This window comes from Meridianimarinicoccus marinus, assembly GCF_040689105.1.
In the GTDB taxonomy this organism is placed as follows: Bacteria; Pseudomonadota; Alphaproteobacteria; order Rhodobacterales; family Rhodobacteraceae; genus Meridianimarinicoccus; species Meridianimarinicoccus marinus.
The window spans coordinates 67,255-87,386 of sequence record NZ_JBFBVU010000006.1 but is presented as its reverse complement, the minus strand read 5'-3'; the positions used below and the strand labels follow the sequence as shown (position 1 = coordinate 87,386).

Annotated in this window: 24 protein-coding genes; 12 read left to right on the top strand and 12 right to left on the bottom strand. The window is 64.6% G+C overall.

All coding sequences use genetic code 11. The features are described 5' to 3' along the window. Positions 1–100 precede the first annotated feature (100 nt). From proS to AB0T83_RS06980, 5 genes are all read left to right on the top strand, one after another. A complete protein-coding gene (gene proS, locus AB0T83_RS07000; protein WP_366192401.1) occupies positions 101–1,438 on the top strand; it encodes a proline--tRNA ligase in 1,338 nt (445 codons plus the stop codon). Positions 1,439–1,592: 154 nt separating this feature from the next. Then, positions 1,593–2,282: an aquaporin Z gene (gene aqpZ, locus AB0T83_RS06995; RefSeq protein WP_366192323.1), complete on the top strand. Its 690-nt coding sequence runs from the start codon at positions 1,593–1,595 to the stop codon at positions 2,280–2,282. A 205-nt stretch (positions 2,283–2,487) separates the two neighbouring features. Then, positions 2,488–3,669, top strand: a complete 1,182-nt coding sequence (locus AB0T83_RS06990) for an ammonium transporter (RefSeq protein WP_366192400.1) — start codon at positions 2,488–2,490, stop codon at positions 3,667–3,669. Between the two features lie 107 nt (positions 3,670–3,776). Then, on the top strand, positions 3,777–5,060 hold the full coding sequence (locus AB0T83_RS06985; RefSeq protein WP_366192322.1) for a lipoprotein-releasing ABC transporter permease subunit: 1,284 nt from the start codon (positions 3,777–3,779) through the stop codon (positions 5,058–5,060). Continuing rightward, positions 5,053–5,736, top strand: coding sequence for an ABC transporter ATP-binding protein (locus AB0T83_RS06980; RefSeq protein WP_366192321.1), 684 nt, complete (start codon positions 5,053–5,055; stop codon positions 5,734–5,736). The genes AB0T83_RS06985 and AB0T83_RS06980 overlap by 8 nt, the downstream gene beginning before the upstream one ends. 56 nt (positions 5,737–5,792) lie before the next feature. Here the strand turns inward: AB0T83_RS06980 and AB0T83_RS06975 are convergent, their stop codons facing one another. From AB0T83_RS06975 to parE, 5 genes are all read right to left on the bottom strand, one after another. Then, entirely contained in the window at positions 5,793–6,230 is a 438-nt protein-coding gene (locus AB0T83_RS06975) for a DMT family transporter (protein ID WP_366192399.1), read from the bottom strand. Positions 6,231–6,294: 64 nt separating this feature from the next. After that, positions 6,295–6,762 carry a DUF302 domain-containing protein gene (locus tag AB0T83_RS06970; RefSeq protein WP_366192320.1) on the bottom strand — a complete coding sequence of 156 codons (468 nt, stop codon included), beginning with the start codon at positions 6,760–6,762 and terminating at the stop codon, positions 6,295–6,297. 72 nt (positions 6,763–6,834) lie between these two features. Next, positions 6,835–7,497: a DNA-3-methyladenine glycosylase I gene (locus AB0T83_RS06965; protein ID WP_366192319.1), complete on the bottom strand. Its 663-nt coding sequence runs from the start codon at positions 7,495–7,497 to the stop codon at positions 6,835–6,837. Positions 7,498–7,520: 23 nt separating this feature from the next. Beyond that, a complete protein-coding gene (locus tag AB0T83_RS06960; RefSeq protein ID WP_366192318.1) occupies positions 7,521–7,877 on the bottom strand; it encodes an RcnB family protein in 357 nt (118 codons plus the stop codon). A 102-nt stretch (positions 7,878–7,979) separates the two neighbouring features. Beyond that, a complete protein-coding gene (parE, locus tag AB0T83_RS06955; protein WP_366192317.1) occupies positions 7,980–9,941 on the bottom strand; it encodes a DNA topoisomerase IV subunit B in 1,962 nt (653 codons plus the stop codon). 138 nt (positions 9,942–10,079) lie between these two features. Between parE and AB0T83_RS06950 the strand changes: the two genes are divergently transcribed. Next, positions 10,080–10,844 carry a hypothetical protein gene (locus tag AB0T83_RS06950; RefSeq protein WP_366192316.1) on the top strand — a complete coding sequence of 255 codons (765 nt, stop codon included), beginning with the start codon at positions 10,080–10,082 and terminating at the stop codon, positions 10,842–10,844. A 53-nt stretch (positions 10,845–10,897) separates the two neighbouring features. Continuing rightward, positions 10,898–12,274 carry an MATE family efflux transporter gene (locus AB0T83_RS06945; RefSeq protein WP_366192315.1) on the top strand — a complete coding sequence of 459 codons (1,377 nt, stop codon included), beginning with the start codon at positions 10,898–10,900 and terminating at the stop codon, positions 12,272–12,274. Positions 12,275–12,283: 9 nt separating this feature from the next. On the opposite strand, the gene AB0T83_RS06940 is transcribed toward AB0T83_RS06945, so the two are convergent. Next, the gene (locus tag AB0T83_RS06940; RefSeq protein ID WP_366192314.1) at positions 12,284–13,486 is read right to left on the bottom strand and encodes a pyridoxal phosphate-dependent aminotransferase; all 1,203 of its coding nucleotides are present in this window, start codon (positions 13,484–13,486) and stop codon (positions 12,284–12,286) included. A 48-nt stretch (positions 13,487–13,534) separates the two neighbouring features. On the opposite strand from AB0T83_RS06940, the gene AB0T83_RS06935 reads away from it, so the two are divergent. The 3 genes from AB0T83_RS06935 to AB0T83_RS06925 all read left to right on the top strand — a co-directional run bounded on the left by AB0T83_RS06935 (position 13,535) and on the right by AB0T83_RS06925 (position 14,804). Beyond that, positions 13,535–13,960, top strand: a complete 426-nt coding sequence (locus tag AB0T83_RS06935; RefSeq protein ID WP_366192313.1) for a helix-turn-helix domain-containing protein — start codon at positions 13,535–13,537, stop codon at positions 13,958–13,960. Next, positions 13,960–14,244, top strand: a complete 285-nt coding sequence (locus AB0T83_RS06930; protein ID WP_366192312.1) for a succinate dehydrogenase assembly factor 2 — start codon at positions 13,960–13,962, stop codon at positions 14,242–14,244. The genes AB0T83_RS06935 and AB0T83_RS06930 overlap by 1 nt, the downstream gene beginning before the upstream one ends. 62 nt (positions 14,245–14,306) lie before the next feature. Continuing rightward, a complete protein-coding gene (locus tag AB0T83_RS06925; protein ID WP_366192311.1) occupies positions 14,307–14,804 on the top strand; it encodes a MarR family winged helix-turn-helix transcriptional regulator in 498 nt (165 codons plus the stop codon). Between the two features lie 63 nt (positions 14,805–14,867). Here AB0T83_RS06925 and AB0T83_RS06920 read toward each other — a convergent pair whose 3' ends face one another. After that, positions 14,868–15,296 carry a VOC family protein gene (locus tag AB0T83_RS06920; protein WP_366192310.1) on the bottom strand — a complete coding sequence of 143 codons (429 nt, stop codon included), beginning with the start codon at positions 15,294–15,296 and terminating at the stop codon, positions 14,868–14,870. Between the two features lie 195 nt (positions 15,297–15,491). Here AB0T83_RS06920 and AB0T83_RS06915 point away from each other — a divergent pair, with 195 nt between their 5' ends. Both AB0T83_RS06915 and AB0T83_RS06910 read left to right on the top strand, forming a co-directional pair. Next, on the top strand, positions 15,492–16,307 hold the full coding sequence (locus AB0T83_RS06915; RefSeq protein ID WP_366192309.1) for a thymidylate synthase: 816 nt from the start codon (positions 15,492–15,494) through the stop codon (positions 16,305–16,307). Between the two features lie 2 nt (positions 16,308–16,309). Further along, a complete protein-coding gene (locus AB0T83_RS06910; protein WP_366192308.1) occupies positions 16,310–16,789 on the top strand; it encodes a dihydrofolate reductase in 480 nt (159 codons plus the stop codon). A 58-nt stretch (positions 16,790–16,847) separates the two neighbouring features. Here AB0T83_RS06910 and AB0T83_RS06905 read toward each other — a convergent pair whose 3' ends face one another. From AB0T83_RS06905 to AB0T83_RS06885, 5 genes are all read right to left on the bottom strand, one after another. Beyond that, entirely contained in the window at positions 16,848–17,057 is a 210-nt protein-coding gene (locus AB0T83_RS06905) for a cold-shock protein (RefSeq protein WP_366192307.1), read from the bottom strand. Between the two features lie 223 nt (positions 17,058–17,280). Next, positions 17,281–17,838 carry a DoxX family protein gene (locus AB0T83_RS06900; protein ID WP_366192306.1) on the bottom strand — a complete coding sequence of 186 codons (558 nt, stop codon included), beginning with the start codon at positions 17,836–17,838 and terminating at the stop codon, positions 17,281–17,283. Between the two features lie 4 nt (positions 17,839–17,842). Beyond that, complete coding sequence (locus tag AB0T83_RS06895) at positions 17,843–18,592, bottom strand: HvfC/BufC N-terminal domain-containing protein (protein WP_366192305.1); 750 nt, start codon at positions 18,590–18,592, stop codon at positions 17,843–17,845. After that, positions 18,589–19,455, bottom strand: a complete 867-nt coding sequence (gene bufB / locus AB0T83_RS06890) for an MNIO family bufferin maturase (RefSeq protein ID WP_366192304.1) — start codon at positions 19,453–19,455, stop codon at positions 18,589–18,591. Before bufB ends, AB0T83_RS06895 begins: the two co-directional genes overlap by 4 nt. A 57-nt stretch (positions 19,456–19,512) precedes the next feature. Next, positions 19,513–19,803 carry a BufA1 family periplasmic bufferin-type metallophore gene (locus AB0T83_RS06885; protein WP_366192303.1) on the bottom strand — a complete coding sequence of 97 codons (291 nt, stop codon included), beginning with the start codon at positions 19,801–19,803 and terminating at the stop codon, positions 19,513–19,515. Positions 19,804–20,132 lie beyond the last annotated feature (329 nt).

Here is a 20,132-nt window from a genome sequence, read left to right as displayed (position 1 = left end):
CAGGCGCATCGGCGCCTTGGGGTGCGGGCGCGCTTGTCTGCCCTGCCGGGATGGCCTAAGCGGTCTTGAACGCCAAATGCCAGTTACAAAGGTGCCCGACATGCGCTTGTCCCGCTACTTCCTGCCGGTCCTCAAGGAAACCCCCGCCGAGGCGCAGATCGCCAGCCACCGCCTGATGCTGCGGGCCGGAATGATCAAGCAGGCCAGTGCCGGGATCTATTCCTGGCTGCCGCTGGGCTACCGGGTGCTGAAGCGGATCGAGCAGATCGTGAACGAGGAACAGATCCGCGCCGGCCACATTCCGATGCTGATGCCGACGCTGCAATCGGCGGACCTGTGGCGCGAATCCGGCCGCTATGACGACTATGGCGAGGAAATGCTGCGCGTCACCGACCGCCATGGCCGCGACATGCTGTATGGCCCCACCAATGAAGAGCTGATCACCGACATTTTCCGCAGCTACGTCAAAAGCTACAAGGATCTGCCGCTGACGCTCTATCACATCCAGTGGAAGTTCCGCGACGAGATCCGCCCGCGTTTCGGCGTGATGCGGGGGCGCGAGTTCCTGATGAAGGATGGCTACAACTTCGACCTGACCAAGGACGACGCGCTGCACGCCTACAACCGGCACCTGGTCGCGTACTTGCGCACCTATGAACGTATGGGCCTTCAGGCGATCCCGATGCGCGCCGATGGCGGCCCCATCGGCGGCGACTATACGCATGAGTTTCTTGTTCTGGCCGACACCGGTGAATCCGAGGTGTTCTATGACAGCCAGGTCACCGATCTGACTTTCGGGGACCGCGAGATCGACTATGACGACGTGGCTCAGTGCCAGGGCGTGCTGGACGAGTTCACCTCGCGTTATGCCCGCACCGACGAAACCCATGACGCTGCCCTGTTCGACCAGATCCCGGAAGAGCGCCGCCGCGTGGCGCGCGGCATCGAGGTCGGGCAGATCTTCTATTTCGGTACCAAGTATTCCGACGCTCTGGGCGCCACGGTCATCAACGACAAGCAGGAACAGATCCCGGTGCACATGGGCAGCCACGGCATCGGCGTCAGCCGCCTGTTGGGCGCGATCATCGAAGCCAGCCACGACGACAAGGGCATCATCTGGCCCGAAGGCGTGACCCCCTTCCATTGCGGCATCGTCAACCTGCGTCAGGGCGATGCGGCGACCGATGGGGCCTGTGCGGACCTGTATGCCGCGCTGACCAGGGCCGGGCTGGAGCCGCTGTACGACGACCGCGACGAACGCGCCGGGGCGAAATTCGCCACCATGGATCTGATCGGCCTGCCGTGGCGGATCACTGTCGGGCCGCGCGGCCTGAAAAACGGCGTGGTCGAGCTGACCTCGCGCAAGACCGGCGACAGCGTCGAGGTCTCGGCCGAGGACGCGGTAGCGCGGATCGTCGAGATCTATCGCGACATCTGACCCGCACGCACCGGATGGGCAAGTGAAGGGCATCGCGCATGACGTGCGGTGCCTTTTTGCCGCTTTCGCGCCTGCAACCGCTTGAAATCGCTTGCGCCGCGCCGGGCCTGTTGCAGACTGCGGTTAACCAACCTGACCAACTGCGGAGTGTTTCATGACCAATAGATTGATGGCGGAGTTCATTGGCACCTTCTGGCTTGTGTTCGGCGGCTGCGGCGCTGCCGTGCTGGCCGCCGGTGTGCCCGATGTGGGGATCGGCTGGCTGGGCGTCGCCTTTGCCTTCGGCCTGACCGTGCTGACCATGGCCTATGCGGTGGGCGGCATCTCGGGCGGGCATTTCAACCCTGCCGTCACCCTGGGGCTGACCGTCGCCGGTCGGTTCGACCTCAAGGATCTGCCGCCCTATTGGATCGCCCAGACTCTGGGCTCGGTCGCCGCTGCAGCGGTGCTTTACCTGATCGTCTCGGGCCAACCCGATTTTGCCGGGGTCGGCGGGTTTGCCTCCAACGGCTATGGCGAGGCCTCGCCCATGGGCTATTCGCTGATGTCGGCGCTGGTCATCGAAGTGGTGCTGACCGCGGCCTTCCTGATCATCATCCTGGGTGCCACATCGTCCCTGGTGCCAGCGGGCTTTGCTCCCATTGCCATCGGGCTGGGGCTGACCCTGATCCACCTGATCTCGATCCCGGTGACCAACACTTCGGTGAACCCGGCGCGCTCCACCGGGGTGGCCTTCTTCGCCGAAGGCCCGGCGCTGGAGCAGCTCTGGATGTTCTGGGTGGCGCCGCTGGTTGGCGGTGCGCTTGGCGCGTTCCTCTGGGGCGTGATGAGCGACGAAGACTGATCCCTCCGGCGGTGGGGCCGGTCCTCACCGCCGTCCGTTCGCAAACCGACCCATTGTTGGGCGTTGCGCGCGAAACCAGCCCAAAAAACAGACATACCACACATGCCTGCTTCCTGAGCAGGGCCTGTGACATTTTGATGCTTTTCTAATCATCCCGCATCCGCTTTGAGCCCATGAAACATCGAATGGGAGAGGGATGACCATCATGAATGGAGCGGATACCGCCTGGATCATTGTCGCCACGGCGCTGGTATTGTTCATGACATTGCCGGGGCTGGCACTGTTTTACGGCGGGCTGGTCCGCGCGCGCAACGTGTTGAGCGTGTTCATGCATTGCTACGCGATCGCCTGCCTGATGAGCGTGCTGTGGCTGGTGGCGGGTTATTCCATCGCTTTCGGCAGCGGCACCAGCGGGCTGTGGGGCGGGCTGGACAAGGCCTTCCTTCTGGGCATCACCCCCGACACCCTGTCGGGCACCCTGCCGGAGGTTCTGTTCTTCGCCTTCCAGATGACCTTTGCCATCATCACCCCGGCGCTGATCGTCGGCGCCTATGTGGAGCGCATCGGCTTTGGCTTCGTGCTGCTGTTCTCGGGCCTGTGGATGCTGCTGTGCTATGCGCCGGTGGTGCATTGGATCTGGGGTGGCGGCATGCTGTCGGATGGCGGCATTTTCGGCGAAATTGGCGTGCGCGACTTCGCCGGCGGCATCGTGGTGCATGAAACCGCCGGTCTGGCGGCGTTGATCCTTGCCGCTTTCCTGGGCCCGCGCCGCCACACCACCACGCCACCGCACAACCCGACCTTCGTGTTCATGGGGGCAGCGATGCTCTGGGTCGGCTGGTTCGGCTTCAACGGCGGCTCGCAACTGGCCGCCGACGGTGGGGCCGCCATGGCGCTGACCGTGACCCATATCTCGGCGGCGACGGCCTCGCTCAGCTGGGCGCTGTGGGAGCGGATCAAATACGGCAAGGCCTCGCTGGTGGGCACGGTGACGGGCACCATCGCGGGGCTCGCCTCGATCACCCCCGCCTCGGGCTTTGTCGGCCCGGTCGAGGCCCTGCTGATTGGCGCGGTGGCCGGGGTGCTGTGTCAAGAGGCGGTCAACCTGATCCGCAACGTCTGGAAGATCGACGACACGCTGGACGTCTTTGCCGTGCACGGTGTCGGCGGCATCTTCGGCACCCTCATGATCGCGGTCTTCGGGCAGGGCACATGGGTGGCGCAACTGGGCGGTCTGGCAGTGGTCGGCGTCTTCACCGCCGTTGTGACGGTGGTGCTGATCAAGCTGGTCGGTCTGGTCACGCCCCTGCGCGCCACCGAAGAACAGGAGCACAAGGGTCTGGATCTGGAAGTGCACGGCGAGCGTGCCTACGACTGGGCGTCCTAGGCGCCTCATGACCTTGTGATCCCGTGCCGGGGCGGTTCGGCTGCCCCGGGTTGACCTCTGCTGCGCGCTCGCTCAGGGTCCGCGCGAGCAGACAGGCAGAGATGTACATGGCCCAGACACCGCCCTTTTCCCGCTTCGAATGGATGATCGCCTGGCGCTATCTGCGCGCGCGGCGGGCCGAAGGTGGCGTCAGCGTGATGACCTGGATTTCGCTAGTGGGCATTGCGCTGGCGGTGTTTGCCCTGATTGCCACGCTGGCCGTGCGCTCGGGCTTCCGGGCGGAATTTGTCGACACGATCCTGGGCGCCAATGCCCATGTCACCTATTACAACATCACCCGGCTGAATGACGCGGGCGAGCCCGAGCGGCTGATCCCCGACTACCTTGAGGTGGCCGAGCGTCTGCGCGCCGTGCCCGGCGTCACCCGCGTGGCGCCGCTGGTCAAGGGGCAGGTGCTGGCCGGCGGGCGCGGACGCAACGCCGGGGTGCAGGTCTATGGGATGGCGGCCGAGGATCTGGCCTCCCTGCCGCGCATCGCCGATCCCGAGATGGGCACCGGCGACCTGGCCCGCTATGGCGAAGGTGTATCCATCGGCGCGGGCGTGGCGCGGATGCTGGGGCTGCTGCCCGGCGACCAGATCAAGCTGATCTCGCCCGACGGGGCCAAGACGCCCTTCGGCACCTCGCCGCGCGTCGGTGTCTACGAGGTGGTGCATGTGTTCAGCGCCGGGCGCTATGACATCGATTCCACGCGGGTCTACATGCCCTTTGCCGAAGCGCAACTGTTCTTCAACCGCGACGGGATGGCCGACGAGATCGAGATCATGCTGGCCGATCCCGAGGATCTGGCCGCGGTGATGCCGGACCTGTGGCGCGCGGCGGGCAACGACGGGCTGTTCCAAACCTGGCAGGATGCCTCGGGTGCGTTCCTGCGGGCACTGGCGGTCGAGGACAACGTGATGTTCGTGCTGCTGTCGGTGCTGGTGCTGATCGCGGCGATGAACATCGTGTCGGGGCTGATCATGCTGGTGAAGAACAAGCAGGGCGACATCGGCATCCTGCGCACCATCGGGCTGTCCGAGGGCGCGGTGCTGCGGGTGTTCTTCATCTGCGGGGCTTCGGTCGGGGTCATCGGCACGCTGGCGGGGGTGGTGCTGGGCTGTCTCTTTGCGCTCTATATCGATCCGATCTTCGCGCTGGTGAACGGACTGTCGGGGGGCGGGGTCTGGGATCCGTCGATCCGGGGGATCTATTACCTGCCGGCGCAATTGCATTGGGACGATGTGCTGACCGCCATGGGGCTGTCGCTGTTCCTGTCCTTCGTGGTGACGATCTTCCCGGCCCGACGTGCGGCGCGGATGAACCCGGTGGAGGCGCTGCGTCATGGCTGAGCCAATGCTGGAGCTGACCGGGATCACGCGGGTCTACAACAAGGGGCGGCCGGGCGAGGTTTCGGTCCTGCGCGGGGTCGATCTGCGCGTCGCACCGGGGGAACTGGTGGCGCTGGTGGCGCCCTCAGGCGCCGGCAAGTCGACGCTGTTGCACATCGCGGGGCTTCTGGACCGACCTGATGCGGGCCGGGTCTGTATTGACGGGCGCGACACCGGCGCGCTGCGCGATGGTGCCCGCACCCGGATGCGGCGCGAACAGGTGGGGTTCGTCTACCAGTTTCACCACCTGTTACCGGAGTTTTCGGCACTGGAAAACATCGTCCTGCCGCAACTGGCCAATGGGGTGGGGCAGGCAGAGGCCGCCCGTCGGGCCGAAGATCTGCTGGGCCGCGTCGGGCTGAGCGCGCGGGCCGGGCATCGACCAGCGGCCCTGTCGGGCGGCGAGCAGCAGCGCGTCGCCTTCTGCCGGGCGCTGGCCAATGGTCCGGGGCTGTTGCTGGCGGATGAGCCCACCGGGAACCTTGATCCCGACACGGCAGAAACGGTGTTCGACGTCATGGTTGCCATGGCGCGCGATACCGGTCTGGCCGGTCTTGTGGCGACCCACAATCCGGATCTGGCGGCACGCATGGACCGCGTGTTGCGGCTGGAGGCTGGGCAGTTGGTGGCGGCCTGACGGCCGCGGAATTCCGCCTTCGGCGGGAGTATTTCTGCCAAGAAAAAGGGCTCGGGTCAGCCCTTGAGGGCCAGGCCGAGGCCCAGGGCCATGGTGGCGATGCCCGCCAGGCGCAGCGGGCTGAGGTCGGTCATCGGCGCGCCGAGCAGCCCGAAGCGGTCGATCAGGGCGGCAGAGACGAGCTGTCCCAGAAGCACGAAGAACACCGCGTTGCCGACGCCGAAATGGGGCGCGGCCCAGGTGATGGTCAGCACGTAGAAGGCGACCAGCGTTCCGGCGAGGTACAGCGGCCAGGGGTGGCCCGTGAGGATCGCGGGCGTCCGGGGGGCGCTGCTGAGCAGCACCACAAGTGCTGTGGCCGCAAGCGCGACGCCGAAAAGAACAAGCGCTGCGGAGACCGGCGAGCCGATGCGTTGCCCAAGCCCCGCGTTCAGCGCCGCGAGCACCGGGATGCCGAGACCGGCCAGGAACATGACGGCGGCGTATTTGAACATCTCGGGCATTGCGATCTCCTTCCGGGATCACAAAGCACACCGGTTGGGGGTGGGCAATGGGGGGTCAGTCCGCCAGGGCTTGTTCGGCGACACCGGCAAACAGCGCGTCCAGTTCAGCGGCGGCGGCGGCCAGATCGGTGCCGCCTTCGTCTAGATAGGGGGCAAAGACGTGGCTGGGGGTCTTGTAGGACAGCAGCGCCGTGCCGTCAGGCTCCTCGGTCACGTAGACGCGAATCGGGGCTTCGATCATTGCCGCAGTGGACAGGCCGAGGATGCGCACCGCGAAGACATTGTTGAAAAGCCCAATGACCTGATTGCCGGGAATGGTGATGCCGCGCGCCTTGGCGGCCCCGGTGGGACCGGCCTGGGTGACGACGCCAAGCTGGTTTTCGGCAGCGGCGGCTTTGACCGCGTCGATCATCTGGTCGTAGGTCTTGGTGCTGGCGTGGATCGCCCAGCCGTCACGCGGGGCGATGCTGTCGGCAAAGCCGGGGCTGGCAAGAAGGGTAAGGGCGAGAGCGATGCGGCGCATGGGGGGATCCTTGCTGTTTTCCCCATCCTAGCGCCGAACGTGCAGGCCCTGCATCACGCTTGGGTGAAGGCCTCAGACCGACAGGGCCAGCACGCGGCTGACCTCGGTCAGGGAGCGGCCGGATTGGTCCATCCAGGTGTTGAACGCCTCCTGCACCGCGGCCATGGCCTTTTTCGAGGTCGGCTGTTTGTCGATCACCCCTTCTGCGATCAGCCGGGCAACCACATCCTTGGACAGGATGAAACTGTCGACCCCCATCTTGCGCAGGGCGTATTGGCCGGTGGTGCCGCCGATGCGGGCGCCGTGTTTTTTCATCAGGGCCAGCAGGCCGATGAAATCGGTGGCGGGCCATTCGGCGAAGACCTGTCCGGCGCCGCCCTGCGCGCGCAGGGATTGCAGGAACACCGCATTGTCGCGCACCGAGGTGACCTTGGCGCCGTTGCGGATGATGCGGGGGTCGGACATGAGCTCATCGAACCAGCCGTCATCCATCATGGCGCAGGCGTTCACGTCGAAGCCCTTGTAGGCCGCCAGAATGTCCGGCCATTTGTTTTCCACCACGCGCCAGTTCAGGCCAGTGGAGAAGATTGCGCCGGAAAAGGCGGCCAGCCAGTCGGCTTCGGGGATCTGCGCGATCTCGGCGGGTGGTTTGGGGCCGTGCACCTGGGCTTCGACAGCGTCGGGCGCGCCTTTGCGGGTAACGGCAATGGAATAGATGTCCTCGAAAGCGCGCATCGTGGCCTCCTGCTGGGGATGCGTCAGTTCAGCCAGTCTGCGACAATTCCGATGGCATCCACAACCGTGTTGGTGTCGTTGATGATCTCGACGATCTCATCGTCAATGATCACATAGCTTTGGCCCTTGCCCGGTTTCGGCAGCTTGTAGCGCGACAGGTCGGTGATCCGCACATAGTCGAGATCCGCGGGCAGCTTCGCCCCGCGGGTATAGCGCTTGATCTGGCCCGGCGGGATCTTGCCGCTGTTGCCGGCCGTCAGACTGGTTCTGTGTCCGTTGCCCTTGGATTTTCCGGGATTGTCCTTGTGGTTTCCCGCCCAGCCTGCCGACGCGGCAAGACTTAGTACAAGCAGGGGCAAGGCGAGCAGCTTGATAGGCATGAACGATCTCCACATTTGGTTTCCTCAACGTGGGGCCGCGGGCGGACTCTGTCCAGTGCGCTCCGCGCGTTGCGCCGCCACGTCAGGGATCACAACGCGCGCCTAGACATCCAGTTCCTCAACAAACCGCGCGTTGTCCTGGATGTACTCGAACCGCTTCTCGGGTTTCTTGCCCATCAGCCGTTCCACCAGATCGGCGGTTTCGCCGGGCTCGTCGTCGTCCACCGAGACCCGGATCAGTTTTCGGGTGGCCGGGTTCATGGTGGTGTCTTTCAGATCCTTGGCGTCCATCTCGCCCAGACCCTTGAAGCGGCTGACGTCGATCTTGCCCTTGCCGCCCAGCCCCTTGGCCAGCCATTCGTCGCGCTCGACCTCGTCCAGACAATAGACGCGCTTGGCGCCTTGCGTCAGCCGGTACAGTGGCGGGCAGGCGAGGTAGAGGTGGCCGTTGTCGATCAGCGGGCGCATCTGGCTGAAAAAGAAGGTCATCAACAGCGCCGCGATATGGGCGCCGTCGACGTCCGCATCGGTCATGATGATGATTTTCTCATAGCGCAGATCGTCGACGCGGAACTTGGTGCCCATCGAGACCCCCAAGGCCTGCGACAGATCGTTGATCTCGGCGTTCTGGGTCATCTTCGACGAGGCCGCGCCCAGCACGTTCAGGATCTTGCCGCGCAGGGGCAGCAGGGCCTGGGTCTTGCGGTCGCGGGCCATCTTGGCCGAGCCGCCGGCGCTGTCGCCCTCGACGATGAACAACTCGGTGCCGGCGCGGTTGGCGGCCGAACAATCCACCAGCTTGCCGGGCAGACGCAGCTTCTTGGTAGCCGACTTGCGGGCGGTTTCCTTTTCCTGACGGCGGCGCAGGCGTTCCTCGGCGCGCAGAACCAGAAAGTCGAGGATCGCACCGGCGGATTTCGTGTCGGCGGCCAGCCAGTTGTCGAAATGATCGCGGACGCCGTTTTCCACCAGCCGGGCGGCTTCTGTGGTGGCCAGCCGGTCCTTGGTCTGGCCGACGAATTCCGGCTCACGGATGAAGCAGGATACCAGCGCGCAGCCGCCGGTGATCAGGTCTTCGCGGGTGATGTCCTTGGCCTTGCGGTTGTTGGCCAGTTCGCCATAGGCGCGGATGCCCTTCAGGATCGCGGCCCAGAAGCCGGCTTCATGGGTGCCGCCCTCGGGGGTGGGGACGGTGTTGCAATAGGACTGGATGAAGCCGTCGCGGGCCGGGGTCCAATTGATCGCCCACTCGACAGAACCGGGCACGCCGAAACGCTCCTGGAACTGGACCTTTCCGGCGAAGGGGCGGTCGGCATAGGTGGCCGCGTTGCCCAGGGTTTCGGTCAGATAGTCCGACAGGCCGCCGGGGAAGTGGAACACCGCCTCGGCCGGGGTTTCGCCATCGTCGATGTGGGATTTCCAGCGGATCTCGACGCCCGAGAACAGATAGGCCTTGGAGCGGGCCATCTTGAACAATCGCGCGGGCTTTAACCTTAACTTACCGAATATCTCGGCATCAGGGTGGAAGGTGACCGAGGTTCCACGGCGGTTGGGGGCCTGCCCGACCTCGGTCACCGGTCCCTGCGGGATGCCACGGGAAAATTCCTGCGCGTACACGGTCTTGTTGCGCGCGACCTCGACCCGGACGAAATCGGACAGGGCATTGACGACGGACACACCGACGCCGTGCAGACCGCCCGAGGTTTCATAGGCCTTGCCCGAGAACTTGCCGCCCGCGTGCAGGGTGCACAGGATCACTTCCAGCGCCGATTTGTCGGGAAATTTCGGATGCGGATCCACCGGGATGCCGCGCCCGTTGTCCTTGATGGTGACCGAGCAGTCGCCGTGCAGTTCGATCTCGATGCGGCTGGCGTGGCCCGCGACGGCCTCGTCCATCGAGTTGTCCAGAACCTCGGCCACCAGATGATGCAGGGCGCGTTCATCGGTGCCGCCGATATACATGCCCGGCCGCTTGCGCACCGGTTCCAGCCCTTCCAGCACCTCGATCGAGGCGGCGTCATAGGCGGGCGACGGTTGCGCGCCGGTCAGAAGGTCATCGGCCATGGAACTGCTCTTTTTGTTGGTGTTTGCGGTCAGTCTACAGGCAGCGGGCGGGGAAGGGCAATCACTCCCGCGCCTTCACTTGCGTTGATTCGCCTCTCGTGCCACAACATGTGGGAGGCAAACGCATGGGAAAAAACGATGCGAGCAGTAGGTTTCGGGGCGGTTCTTGCTGTCCTTGCGGGCATTTCGACGGCGCAGGCACAGAATGTCGAGTTCGACGCGGCACTGAACTATGCAGCGCGCGACGAGATCCTTCAACCGGGCGATCATGATAAATCGGACAACGACATATTCCGGCTGGCCATGGCGCTGAGTTGGGATGCCTTGGGCGACGGACGGATGCGGGCGGCGCTGGAACTGGGCGTGCGCAACGAGGATTTCGACGGACACTATCCGGCGGTCAACGGGTTTGAACTGGCATTCGGGCGGCGCGTCGGCATGCAGCGCTATGCCGCCGGGGCGCGGTTCCGCGCTGCCGATGATCTGTCCACGACGACCGAGCTGGCCTATAGCGCCGAGCATTTCGGCCGTTCCATCGACTGGCACGGGCTGTTCGGCGCGCAGTTCATCGCCGATTCCGACGATGTGCCGGGGCGCGACGGGCCGGGGTTGTTCGGCCAGGTCGATGGTGACTTCTACATCAATGACAACTGGTTGCTGATGGCAGGGGCGCTGGCGGATACCGATGGCGCGGTCTACGGATTCGGCACCGAATACCGTTTCGGCGATGCACCGGTAAGCCTGTTCCTGGATTACGCCGAAGCGTTCGACGATTACCGTGGCCAGCGGAATTACGACTCTCTGTCGGTCGGTATTCGGCTGATCCCAAAGGCGAAATCGCTGCGGTCTTTCCATCAGAGCAACCTGAGCCGCGCCATGTTCCGGTTGGTCGAGGTTCAATAACCCGGAACCGCACGGCCCTTGAGGGGGCAGGCCAATCGGAGTAAGGGCCGGGGATGTCCAATCCCCAACCCTTTTCCACGCATGTGAAAGCGACCCTGACCCTTGGCCTGCCGTTGATCGGCGGGCAGTTGGGGCAATTGCTGATCCAGGTCACCGATACGGTGATGATGGGCTGGTACGGCGTGCCCGAGCTTGCGGCGCTGGTGGTGGCGACCTCGGTCATCTTTGTGTTCCTGATCCTTGGCTCAGGGTTTGCCTGGGGCGTCATGCCCCTGGTGGCCGCGGCCGCCGAAGAGGGCGACGACATCCAGGTGCGCCGCGTCACACGTATGGGGCTTTGGGCGTCGATGGGGTTCTGCGTGGTGGTCCTGCCGCCGCTGGCAATGGTGCCCGATCTGTTCGGCATGCTGGGGCAGGTGCCCGAGGTGGCGACGCTGGCCGGCCAGTATTTCGCCATTGGCCTGTGGATGACCGTGCCCGCGCTGGTGATCATGCTGCTGCGCAGTTACCTGTCGGCGCTGGAGCGCACACAGGTGGTTCTGTGGGTCACGCTGGCGGCGGCGGCGGTGAACGCGCTGATGAACTATCTGCTGATCTTCGGTTCCTTCGGATTTCCCGAAATGGGGGTGCGCGGCGCGGCCTGGGCCTCGGTCGGGTCGAATGTTGCAGCGGCCATCCTGCTGGTGATCTACGCCCGCTGGAAAGAGCGGCGGCGCGAGATTTTCGTGCGATTCTGGCGGCCCGACTGGATCGCGCTGCGGCAGGTGTTTCGCATTGGTGTGCCCATTGGGCTGACCAGTCTGGCCGAGGTCGGGCTGTTCTCCTTCGCCTCGGTGCTGATGGGCTGGATCAGTGCCGAGGCGCTGGCCGCCCATGGCATCGCCCTGCAATGCGCGACGGCCACCTTCATGGTGCATCTGGGCCTGTCACAGGCCGCGACCGTGCGGGCCGGGCGCGCCTATGGGCGCAGGGATGTGGATCTGCTGGTGGGCGGGGCCAAGGCGGCGTTTGCGCTGTCGGCTGTGGCGGCGATTGTCACGGTTGTCGTCTTCCTGACGCTGCCCGAGCCGCTGATCCGGCTGTTCCTCGATCCCGACGATCCGCAACTGCCCGCCATCGTGGCCATCGGTGTCGGCCTGCTGGCGGCGGCCGCGATCTTCCAGGTGACCGATGCGGCGCAGGTCATGGCGCTGGGGCTGTTGCGCGGGGTACAGGACACCCGCGTGCCGATGATTTATGCGGCGGTCAGCTATTGGGGCGTCGGCGCGCCAGTGGCCTGGATTCTGGGCTTCCACACCGGGTTGGGCGGGGTCGGAATCTGGTTGGGTCTGGCGCTGGGTCTGACCATGGCCGGCATCCTGATGATGCGCCGGTTCTGGACCCGGATCGTGCCGAAGGTGGCGGCGGCGCGCAGGGCGCCGGCCGCCTGATCCGGTCGCTTACGACAGCGCCGCGCAGAACGCCTTGATCCGTCCGCAAGCCTCGGTCAGCGCCTCGTCCGAGGTGGCATAGCTGACCCGGAAGCAGGGCGAGGTGCCGAAGGCCGCGCCGAAGACCACGGCGACGCCGGTTTCCTCCAGCAGGGCTGTGGCGAAGGTTTCGTCATTCTCGATGACGGTGCCCGCGCCCGAGGTCTTGCCGATGCAGGCCGCAATCGACGGGTAGACATAGAAAGCACCTTCCGGTGTCGGGCAGGTGATGCCGTCGCAGTCGTTGAGCATCGCCACCACAAGGTCGCGGCGGCGCTTGAAGGTCTCGTTGTTGACCGGGATGAAATCCTGGGTGCCGTTCAGCGCCTCGACCGCCGCCCATTGGCTGATGGAGCAGGGGTTCGACGTGCTTTGCGACTGGATCTTGCGCATCGCGCCGATCAGTTCCTTGGGACCGGCGGCATAGCCGATCCGCCAGCCGGTCATCGCATAGGCCTTTGACACGCCGTTGACGGTCAAGGTGCGGTCGTACAGCGCCGGCTCGACCTCGGCCGGGGTGCAGAAGTCGAAATCGTCATAGACGAGGTGCTCGTACATATCGTCGCTCATCACCCAGACGTGGGGATGGCGCATCAGCACATCGGTCAGCCCCTTCAGTTCGGCGCGCGAATAGGCAGCACCCGACGGGTTCGACGGCGAGTTGAAGATCAGCCATTTGGTCTTGGGCGTGATCGCGGCCTCCAGCGCCTCGGGCGTCAGCTTGTAGGCGTTCTCGGCGGTGGCCTCGGCAATCACCGGCTCGCCGCCGGCCAGCAGCACCATGTCGGGATAGCTGACCCAATAGGGGGCCGGGATCACCACTTCGTCGCCGGGGTTCAGCGTGGCCATCAGGGCGTTGTAGAGGATCTGCTTGCCGCCGGTGCCGACCGAGACCTGCGCGGGCGCATAGTCCAGCCCGTTATCGCGCTTGAACTTGGCGCAGATCGCCTGCTTCAGCTCGGGGATACCATCGGGGGCGGTGTATTTGGTCTTGCCCGCGGCGATGGCCGCGACGGCGGCATCCTTGATGTTCTGGGGCGTGTCGAAATCCGGCTCGCCCGCGCCCAGGCCGATCACGTCCTTGCCGGCGGCGCGCAGTTCCGCGGCCTTTGTGGTGACCGCGATCGTCGGGCTGGGTTTCACGCGGGCAAGGGTTTCGGACAGGAAGCTCATCGGTCTCTCCGGTTGTCATGGGGATTGGCTATGCTTAGGGTGCGCCGCATGACGGATCAAGATACCATGGACATGAGCGGCGCTGAAAAACCCGAAGAATGGTTCAGTTCCGAGACTTCGACCTTCGGAGACCGGCTGGCCGGCGCGCGGGAAGCCGCCGGCATGAGTCGCGGGCAACTGGCCCGGCGGCTGGGCGTCAAGGAAACCACGGTCGCCAAATGGGAAGATGACTTTTCCGAGCCGCGCGCCAACAAGCTGCAGATGCTGTCGGGCATCCTTGGCGTGTCGCTGACCTGGCTGCTGACGGCCGAGGGCGAAGGGCTGGATGGTCCGGCGGTCGAGGACACGATCTCGGACGATCTGGCGGCGATCCTGACCGAGATGCGGGTGCTGAAATCCGAGATGCAGCGCAGCGCCGACCGCGTGGGCCTGCTGGAAAAGCGCCTGCGGCAGGTGCTGAAAGAGGACAAGTGATGGCAGAAACGGCAGAGGCACGGATCAAGCGCATGAAGATGCGGTCGATGCGGCGCGGCATCAAGGAAATGGATCTGATCCTGGGCGGTTTCGCGGATCGTGAGCTTGAAGGGCTGGACGAGGCCGATCTGGCGATCTATGACGCGCTGCTGTCGGAAAACGATCATGACCTGTACCAATGGGTCAGCGGCCAGAAACCGACCCCGCCCGAGTATCTGGACCTGATGACCCGCATCGCCGACAGCCAAACCACCGCAGTCTCGCCGGGATCGCGCCCAGTTTAACGTGATCTTGGGAAAATGCGCTGAATGTTTTCGCCAGTTGCTTATTGGCGGAGGTTTTCAGAATGAGTGTTCACCCAGGTATCGGGGAAAAGGCGGATCAGTCGGTGATGTCCAGCTATCTGGATGTCATGTCGCTGGTCGAACGGCTGCACCGGCTGTTGCTGGACGTGATCAAGGATGAGTTCGAACGGCTCGGAATCATCGAGATCAACGCGGTGCAGGCGCTGCTGCTGTTCAACATCGGCGACAACGAGGTCACTGCGGGCGAGTTGAAAAGCCGCGGTTACTATCAGGGCTCCAACGTGTCCTACAATCTCAAGAAACTGGTCGAGATGGGGTTCATGGACCACCAGCGCTGCCAGATCGACCGCCGCTCGGTGCGGGTCAAGCTGACCGAAAAGGGCCGCGATATCCGCGCCACCATGCAGGATCTCTTCGCGCGCCATGCTGACGGGCTGGAAAGCCATGGGGTGATGGGCGCCGATGGCATGGCCCAGATCAACACCTCGCTGCGCCGGGTCGAGCGGTACTGGAGCGACCAGATCCGCTATATCTACTGAGCATCGTCCGGGCGCCATCGCGCCGCCCGAACAAGGGACCAGAACGGTCCAAACGCCCCCAGATCACCAGTGACCGGTGTTCTCCATGCTCGCCCAGGGCTCCTGCGGGGGCAGAGATTTTCCCTTCTGAAGCAATTCGATCGACACGTTGTCCGGCGACCGCACGAAGGCCATGTGCCCGTCGCGCGGCGGACGGTTGATTACCACGCCATTGTCCATCAGGTGCTGACAGGTCGCGTAGATGTCGTCGACCGCATAGGCCAGGTGCCCGAAATGGCGGCTGTCCGAGGGCAACCCCTCGTCCCCATCCCAGTTGTAGGTCAGTTCCAGCGGGCAGTCCGGTTGATCCGGCGGTGCCATGAAGATCAGCGTGAAGCGCCCGCCCTCGCTGTCCGTGCGCCGGGTTTCTTCCAGTCCCAGCAGGCGGTAGAACGCCATCGACGCCTCAAGATCTTTCACGCGCACCATGGTGTGGAGGTATTTGATCGTCATCGGGATCCCCTGTTGTTGATGGCGCAAACATAGGCGGACCGGCGGCGGTTGCAAATGCCTTGGCGCCGGGCCGCGATGTGTGTTCCCGGACCGGCGAACCGCTTTGCCGCCTGTCACGGAACGGGTACATATCGGGAAACGGCATCCGGGGTCCGAGTCGCGCCGGTCAGAGCAGGCCCCACGGGAGGAAAAATCGTGCAGGAATATCTCAACGCATTGCAAACGGTTCTGGAAAAGGGCGTCGACTCCTCGGATCGCACCGGCACCGGCACCCGGTCGTATTTCGGGCTGCAATGCCGCTATGATCTGCGCGAGGGATTTCCGCTGGTCACCACCAAGAAGCTGCACCTGCGGTCGATCGTCCACGAACTTCTGTGGTTCCTGTCCGGCGATACCAATATCCGCTACCTGAAAGACAACGGGGTGCGCATCTGGGACGAATGGGCCGATGAAAACGGCGACCTCGGCCCGGTTTATGGCCACCAATGGCGGCATTTCCCCAAGGTCGAGGCCGGTCCCGCTGGTCCGATCATCGGTGAGGTGGACCAGATCGCCAAGCTGGTCGAGGCCATCCGCACCAGCCCCGACAGCCGCCGGTTGATCGTTTCGGCCTGGAACCCCGGCGAGGTCGACGAGATGGCGCTGCCGCCCTGTCACACCCTGTGGCAGGTTCGCGTGCAGGGCGACACCATGCATCTGCAGCTCTATCAACGCTCGGCGGACATGTTCCTGGGCGTGCCCTTCAACGTCGCCTCCTACGCGCTGCTGCTCGCGATGCTGGCGCAGGTCACCGGCTACAAGCCTGGCGAGTTCATCCATTCCATCGGCGACGCGCATATCTATTCCAACCACAGGGAACAGGTGGCCGAGCAACTCTCTCGCAGCCCGCGCGCCCGTCCGACCCTGAAGATCACGCGCGACGTCCCGTCGATCTTCGACTACCGCTACGAGGATTTCGAGTTTCTCGACTATGACCCGGCGCCGGTGATCCGCGCGCCGGTGGCGGTCTGACCATGCTGACACTGATCGTTGCGAGGGCCAGAAACGGTGCCATCGGGCGGGACGGCGATATCCCGTGGCATGCGCCCGAGGATCTGAAGGCGTTTCAGCGCGAAACCCTGGGCGGGGCGATCATCATGGGCCGCCGGACCTGGGAAAGCCTGCCGGTCCGCCCGTTGCAACGCCGCTTCAACTGCGTCGTCTCAAGTGCACAGATCGACGGTGCGGACGCAGTCTGCACCAGTGTCGAGGCGGCCATGACCACCTGCGCCGCTGCGGGCTATCACCGGATCTATGGCATTGGTGGCGCGGGGATCTATACGGCAATGCTGCCGCTGGCCCATCGCCTGATGATCACCGAGGTCGATCTCGACGTGCCAGATGCCGACACCTTCTTTCCCCGGATTGATCCGGCCGACTGGACGGTGGTGGCCCGCACACCGCTGCGCAGCACCGCGCCGGCCTGCGAATTGGGCGAATGGTTGCGGCTGTAAACGCAAAAAACGGCCGCGATGGCGGCCGTTTGCTTGATCTCTCGCGGTCAGAACCGGCTCAGCTTTCCAGAGACAGTTCCGAGGCTGACGCCCGACCGTCGCGGCCTTCCCGCAATTCATAGGAAACCTTCTGATTGTCGGCGAGGCCGGTCAGCCCGGCGCGCTCTACCGCTGAAATATGTACGAACACATCCTTGCCGCCGTCGTCGGGGGCGATGAAGCCGTAGCCTTTTGTGGTGTTGAACCATTTCACGGTGCCTGTGGGCATCGCGTGTCTCCTTGTCCTCCCCGCCGGAGCGGGCCGTTTGTCTTCAGCCGAAACCGTATCGACCGTGGTGCATGGGGAGCGGTGGAACCGCGCCCCGTAACTATTGAACAAGCATGTTGGAGCAAAAAGGCAAGTCCGGAGTGCCGGATCCCGGGCCATTTTTTCCCGTGGCCCCCGGCATCGGCGACACGGCTGCCCGGTTTTCAGGCAGCCGATCCGCGGGTCAGGCGTCGCTTTTGCGGTTCAGGACAAAGCGGTCTGCGGCGAAGGGACCCGCGCCTTTCAGCACCAGAACCAGAAGCAGAAAGATCCAGAACGACCGCTGATCGACAATCAGGCTGCTCGGGTCGCGGTCGAACCATGCGCCGATGTCCTTGGCCGCCAGCCCGTGCCCGGTGATGTCCACCCAGCTTTGCACGATGACAAAGCCGATCATGCCAAGGGCTGCGGCGCGGGTGAGCAGCCCAATGACAATCATCAACGGCAGCAGAAACTCGGCATAAGTGCCCAGGAGCACGACCAGCCAGTGGAAGAAGCCCAACTGGCTGGTGTCATAGCCCGCGGCCTCCACCGCCTTGGGGAAGATCTGGATGTAGGCGCCCGGGGAGGGAAACAGGAAGCCGAAGATACCGTCGCCCAATTTGGTCAGCGCCGATGCCCAGTAGTAGACCAGCAGGGTGCCGGCGAAGACCAGCCGGGCAAGTGTCGGGGTCAGCCAGCCATCGGTGGCGCGTTCCAGCAGCCCGAAGGCAGAATTGTACAGGGAAACAAGGGTGTTCATGGTCTCAGCTTTCGGTCAGGGAATGGATCGCGCCACGGGTCAGAAGCAGGCCCAGAGTGGCGCTTAGGTCAAAGTCGGGATCGGTCTTGCAGGCCCGGTCCAGCGCCGCGCCGAAATGCGCGCCGCTATGAAGGATTGAGCAGAACACCGCGGCACCGGGCGTCAACGGATCAACAATCGGGTCGAATCCTGGCCGGGTGATCAGCACCGCTTCGGCCTGCGGTTGCGGGGGCGGGGCGGTGGCTTCGGTATTGGCGCGCCAGATGCCGTGGATCGGATAGGGCGAGGACAGCAGACGCATGGCCGGGGCCATGGAGAACCTCGTGGTCATCAGCACGTCAGTGGGAAGGTCTTGCAGGCATGTGGGATCCATGGGCGTGCTGTCGGCGGCGTGATAGGCCTCGCGCAGGGCCAGTTCCAGTCGCGCCACATCGGCAAGATACGGCAGATGCGCCACCGGCGGGAAGGATTCCAGGAAGGCTGGAAACGCGGCCCCATAGGACATCAGGAGCGGCGTTTGCGGGGGCGATTGCCGCAGGTGAACGCCTGCCATGGCCTTGAAAAAGTCTTCTCCGACCAGCTTGCGAATGACCGGGAACCCGGTTTCCAAGGCTTCGGTCAGGCTGACGGCCACGTTGTTGCGGTAGACGTCGAATCGCTTCCCGGCGGGGGCGCCATCGGGGCCGGTCAGACCCTTTGGCACCGGGGATTGGGGGTCCAGAACGGCCTGCCCAAAGGTTGAAAGACGGGTCATTGCGCCGGAACCGGGGCCGGGGACAGCAGCTCTGCCGCGCGGCGGGCCTCGGACGCAAGCACGGGCCAGTCGGGCACATCGGTGTCCCATTCGATCAGGGTCGGGCGCGGACCGCCCCGGCGCAGGGTATGGGCATAGAGCGTCCAGACCGGGTCCACCACCGGGGCGCCGTGGCTGTCGATCAGCAGGGGCGCGCCCGCGTCGTCGGTGTCCTCGTCATGGCCGCCAAGATGAATTTCGCCCACCAGATCCAGCGGGAAGGCGTCGATATAGGCGACGGGATCGGTCTGCTGGTTGGTGGCCGACACGAACACGTTGTTCACGTCCAGCAGCAGGCCACAGCCGGTGCGGGTGGTAATCTCGCGCAGGAAATCGACCTCGGCCATTTCGGTCTCGGCAAAGGCCAGATAGGTCGAGGGGTTTTCCAGCAGCATCCGGCGGCCCAGAGACTCCTGCACCTGGTCGATATGGGTGCAGACGCGGTCCAGCGTGGTGGCGGTGTAGGGCAGCGGCAGAAGGTCGTTCAGAAAGCCGGTGTCATGGGTCGACCAGGCCAGATGCTCTGAAAACGATGCCGGATTGAGCCAGCCCAGCAGCGTCTTCAGGCGCGCCAGATGGTCGGTATCCAGCGGGCGGTCTCCGCCGATGGACAGACCGACGCCATGCACCGAGATCGGGAAGCGTTCGGCCAGCGCCCGCATTTGCGCCAGGGGGCGTCCGCCTGCACCCATGTAGTTCTCGGCATGAACCTCGAACCAGCGGACAGGGCTGGGATCGGCCTCGATCGCCGCGAAATGGCGGGACTTGTAGCCGACGCCGACGGCATCAGGGAGGGCGTTGAAGGGCAGGCGGCTGGGCGACATGGGCACCTCGGGAAATCAGGGATGGGCAGGCCGGTTGCGGCCTGCCCGATAGGCCGGTCAGGCCGGCAGATCGCGGTCCAGGGCGTCCAGCGACCCCATGCGCCCATCAGGAAGGTCCATTTCCGTGCAGGTGCCCTTGGCCACCAGTGTCCAGGCGTTGCCCTGGTAGTCGACGGTCGAGGTGCCGGCGCAGGTGGTGCCGGGGCCGGCCGCGCAATCGTTTTCGCCGGCCAGCGACACGCCATAGCATTTCTCCTGGGCTTGCGCGTGGGCCGGGGCAGTGGCGGCGGTGGCAACGGCGGCGGCGACGGCGCCAGCAACGGCAAGGTGCTTCACGGTGTTCGACATGGGTCAATCCTTGTTGGGTTCTGTGTGTTTCGGTGCCGCAGCGGGCGACAGGGAAATCCTAGACGGTGGAAATCGGCGATCCCACACACGGCTCTGTGACTCACCGGGCTGTCATATCCTGTCAGATCGGGGCGGGGTGAGTTCCCATCCAAAGCATTGATATTTAACGACATGCTGCCAGTGTATTACACGCCGCGACCTTGGGTTCGGCCGCTACACACGAAATGTTACAGGTTTCACGGCACGCGGGGTTGGCGGGTCGCGCCGAAATTTCCCGGCCTGAAACAATTCGGCCCGCGGGAAACCGCGGGCCGTTGCAATAGAGGATC

Bases quoted from the DNA above. Each gene is read 5' to 3' on its own strand.
- AB0T83_RS06910 (WP_366192308.1), top strand. From the start codon at position 16,310: ATGCTGACACTGATCGTTGCGAGGGCCAGAAACGGTGCCATCGGGCGG.
- AB0T83_RS06990 (WP_366192400.1), top strand. From the start codon at position 2,488: ATGAATGGAGCGGATACCGCCTGGATCATTGTCGCCACGGCGCTGGTA.
- parE (WP_366192317.1), bottom strand. From the start codon at position 9,941: ATGGCCGATGACCTTCTGACCGGCGCGCAACCGTCGCCCGCCTATGAC.
- AB0T83_RS06975 (WP_366192399.1), bottom strand. From the start codon at position 6,230: ATGTTCAAATACGCCGCCGTCATGTTCCTGGCCGGTCTCGGCATCCCG.
- AB0T83_RS06950 (WP_366192316.1), top strand. From the start codon at position 10,080: ATGCGAGCAGTAGGTTTCGGGGCGGTTCTTGCTGTCCTTGCGGGCATT.
- AB0T83_RS06945 (WP_366192315.1), top strand. From the start codon at position 10,898: ATGTCCAATCCCCAACCCTTTTCCACGCATGTGAAAGCGACCCTGACC.
- AB0T83_RS06920 (WP_366192310.1), bottom strand. From the start codon at position 15,296: ATGACGATCAAATACCTCCACACCATGGTGCGCGTGAAAGATCTTGAG.
- AB0T83_RS06985 (WP_366192322.1), top strand. From the start codon at position 3,777: ATGGCCCAGACACCGCCCTTTTCCCGCTTCGAATGGATGATCGCCTGG.
- AB0T83_RS06965 (WP_366192319.1), bottom strand. From the start codon at position 7,497: ATGCGCGCTTTCGAGGACATCTATTCCATTGCCGTTACCCGCAAAGGC.
- AB0T83_RS06895 (WP_366192305.1), bottom strand. From the start codon at position 18,592: ATGACCCGTCTTTCAACCTTTGGGCAGGCCGTTCTGGACCCCCAATCC.
- AB0T83_RS06960 (WP_366192318.1), bottom strand. From the start codon at position 7,877: ATGCCTATCAAGCTGCTCGCCTTGCCCCTGCTTGTACTAAGTCTTGCC.
- AB0T83_RS06925 (WP_366192311.1), top strand. From the start codon at position 14,307: ATGAGTGTTCACCCAGGTATCGGGGAAAAGGCGGATCAGTCGGTGATG.
- AB0T83_RS06930 (WP_366192312.1), top strand. From the start codon at position 13,960: ATGGCAGAAACGGCAGAGGCACGGATCAAGCGCATGAAGATGCGGTCG.
- proS (WP_366192401.1), top strand. From the start codon at position 101: ATGCGCTTGTCCCGCTACTTCCTGCCGGTCCTCAAGGAAACCCCCGCC.
- AB0T83_RS06970 (WP_366192320.1), bottom strand. From the start codon at position 6,762: ATGCGCCGCATCGCTCTCGCCCTTACCCTTCTTGCCAGCCCCGGCTTT.
- bufB (WP_366192304.1), bottom strand. From the start codon at position 19,455: ATGTCGCCCAGCCGCCTGCCCTTCAACGCCCTCCCTGATGCCGTCGGC.
- AB0T83_RS06905 (WP_366192307.1), bottom strand. From the start codon at position 17,057: ATGCCCACAGGCACCGTGAAATGGTTCAACACCACAAAAGGCTACGGC.
- AB0T83_RS06940 (WP_366192314.1), bottom strand. From the start codon at position 13,486: ATGAGCTTCCTGTCCGAAACCCTTGCCCGCGTGAAACCCAGCCCGACG.
- AB0T83_RS06980 (WP_366192321.1), top strand. From the start codon at position 5,053: ATGGCTGAGCCAATGCTGGAGCTGACCGGGATCACGCGGGTCTACAAC.
- AB0T83_RS06935 (WP_366192313.1), top strand. From the start codon at position 13,535: ATGACGGATCAAGATACCATGGACATGAGCGGCGCTGAAAAACCCGAA.
- AB0T83_RS06885 (WP_366192303.1), bottom strand. From the start codon at position 19,803: ATGTCGAACACCGTGAAGCACCTTGCCGTTGCTGGCGCCGTCGCCGCC.
- AB0T83_RS06900 (WP_366192306.1), bottom strand. From the start codon at position 17,838: ATGAACACCCTTGTTTCCCTGTACAATTCTGCCTTCGGGCTGCTGGAA.
- aqpZ (WP_366192323.1), top strand. From the start codon at position 1,593: ATGACCAATAGATTGATGGCGGAGTTCATTGGCACCTTCTGGCTTGTG.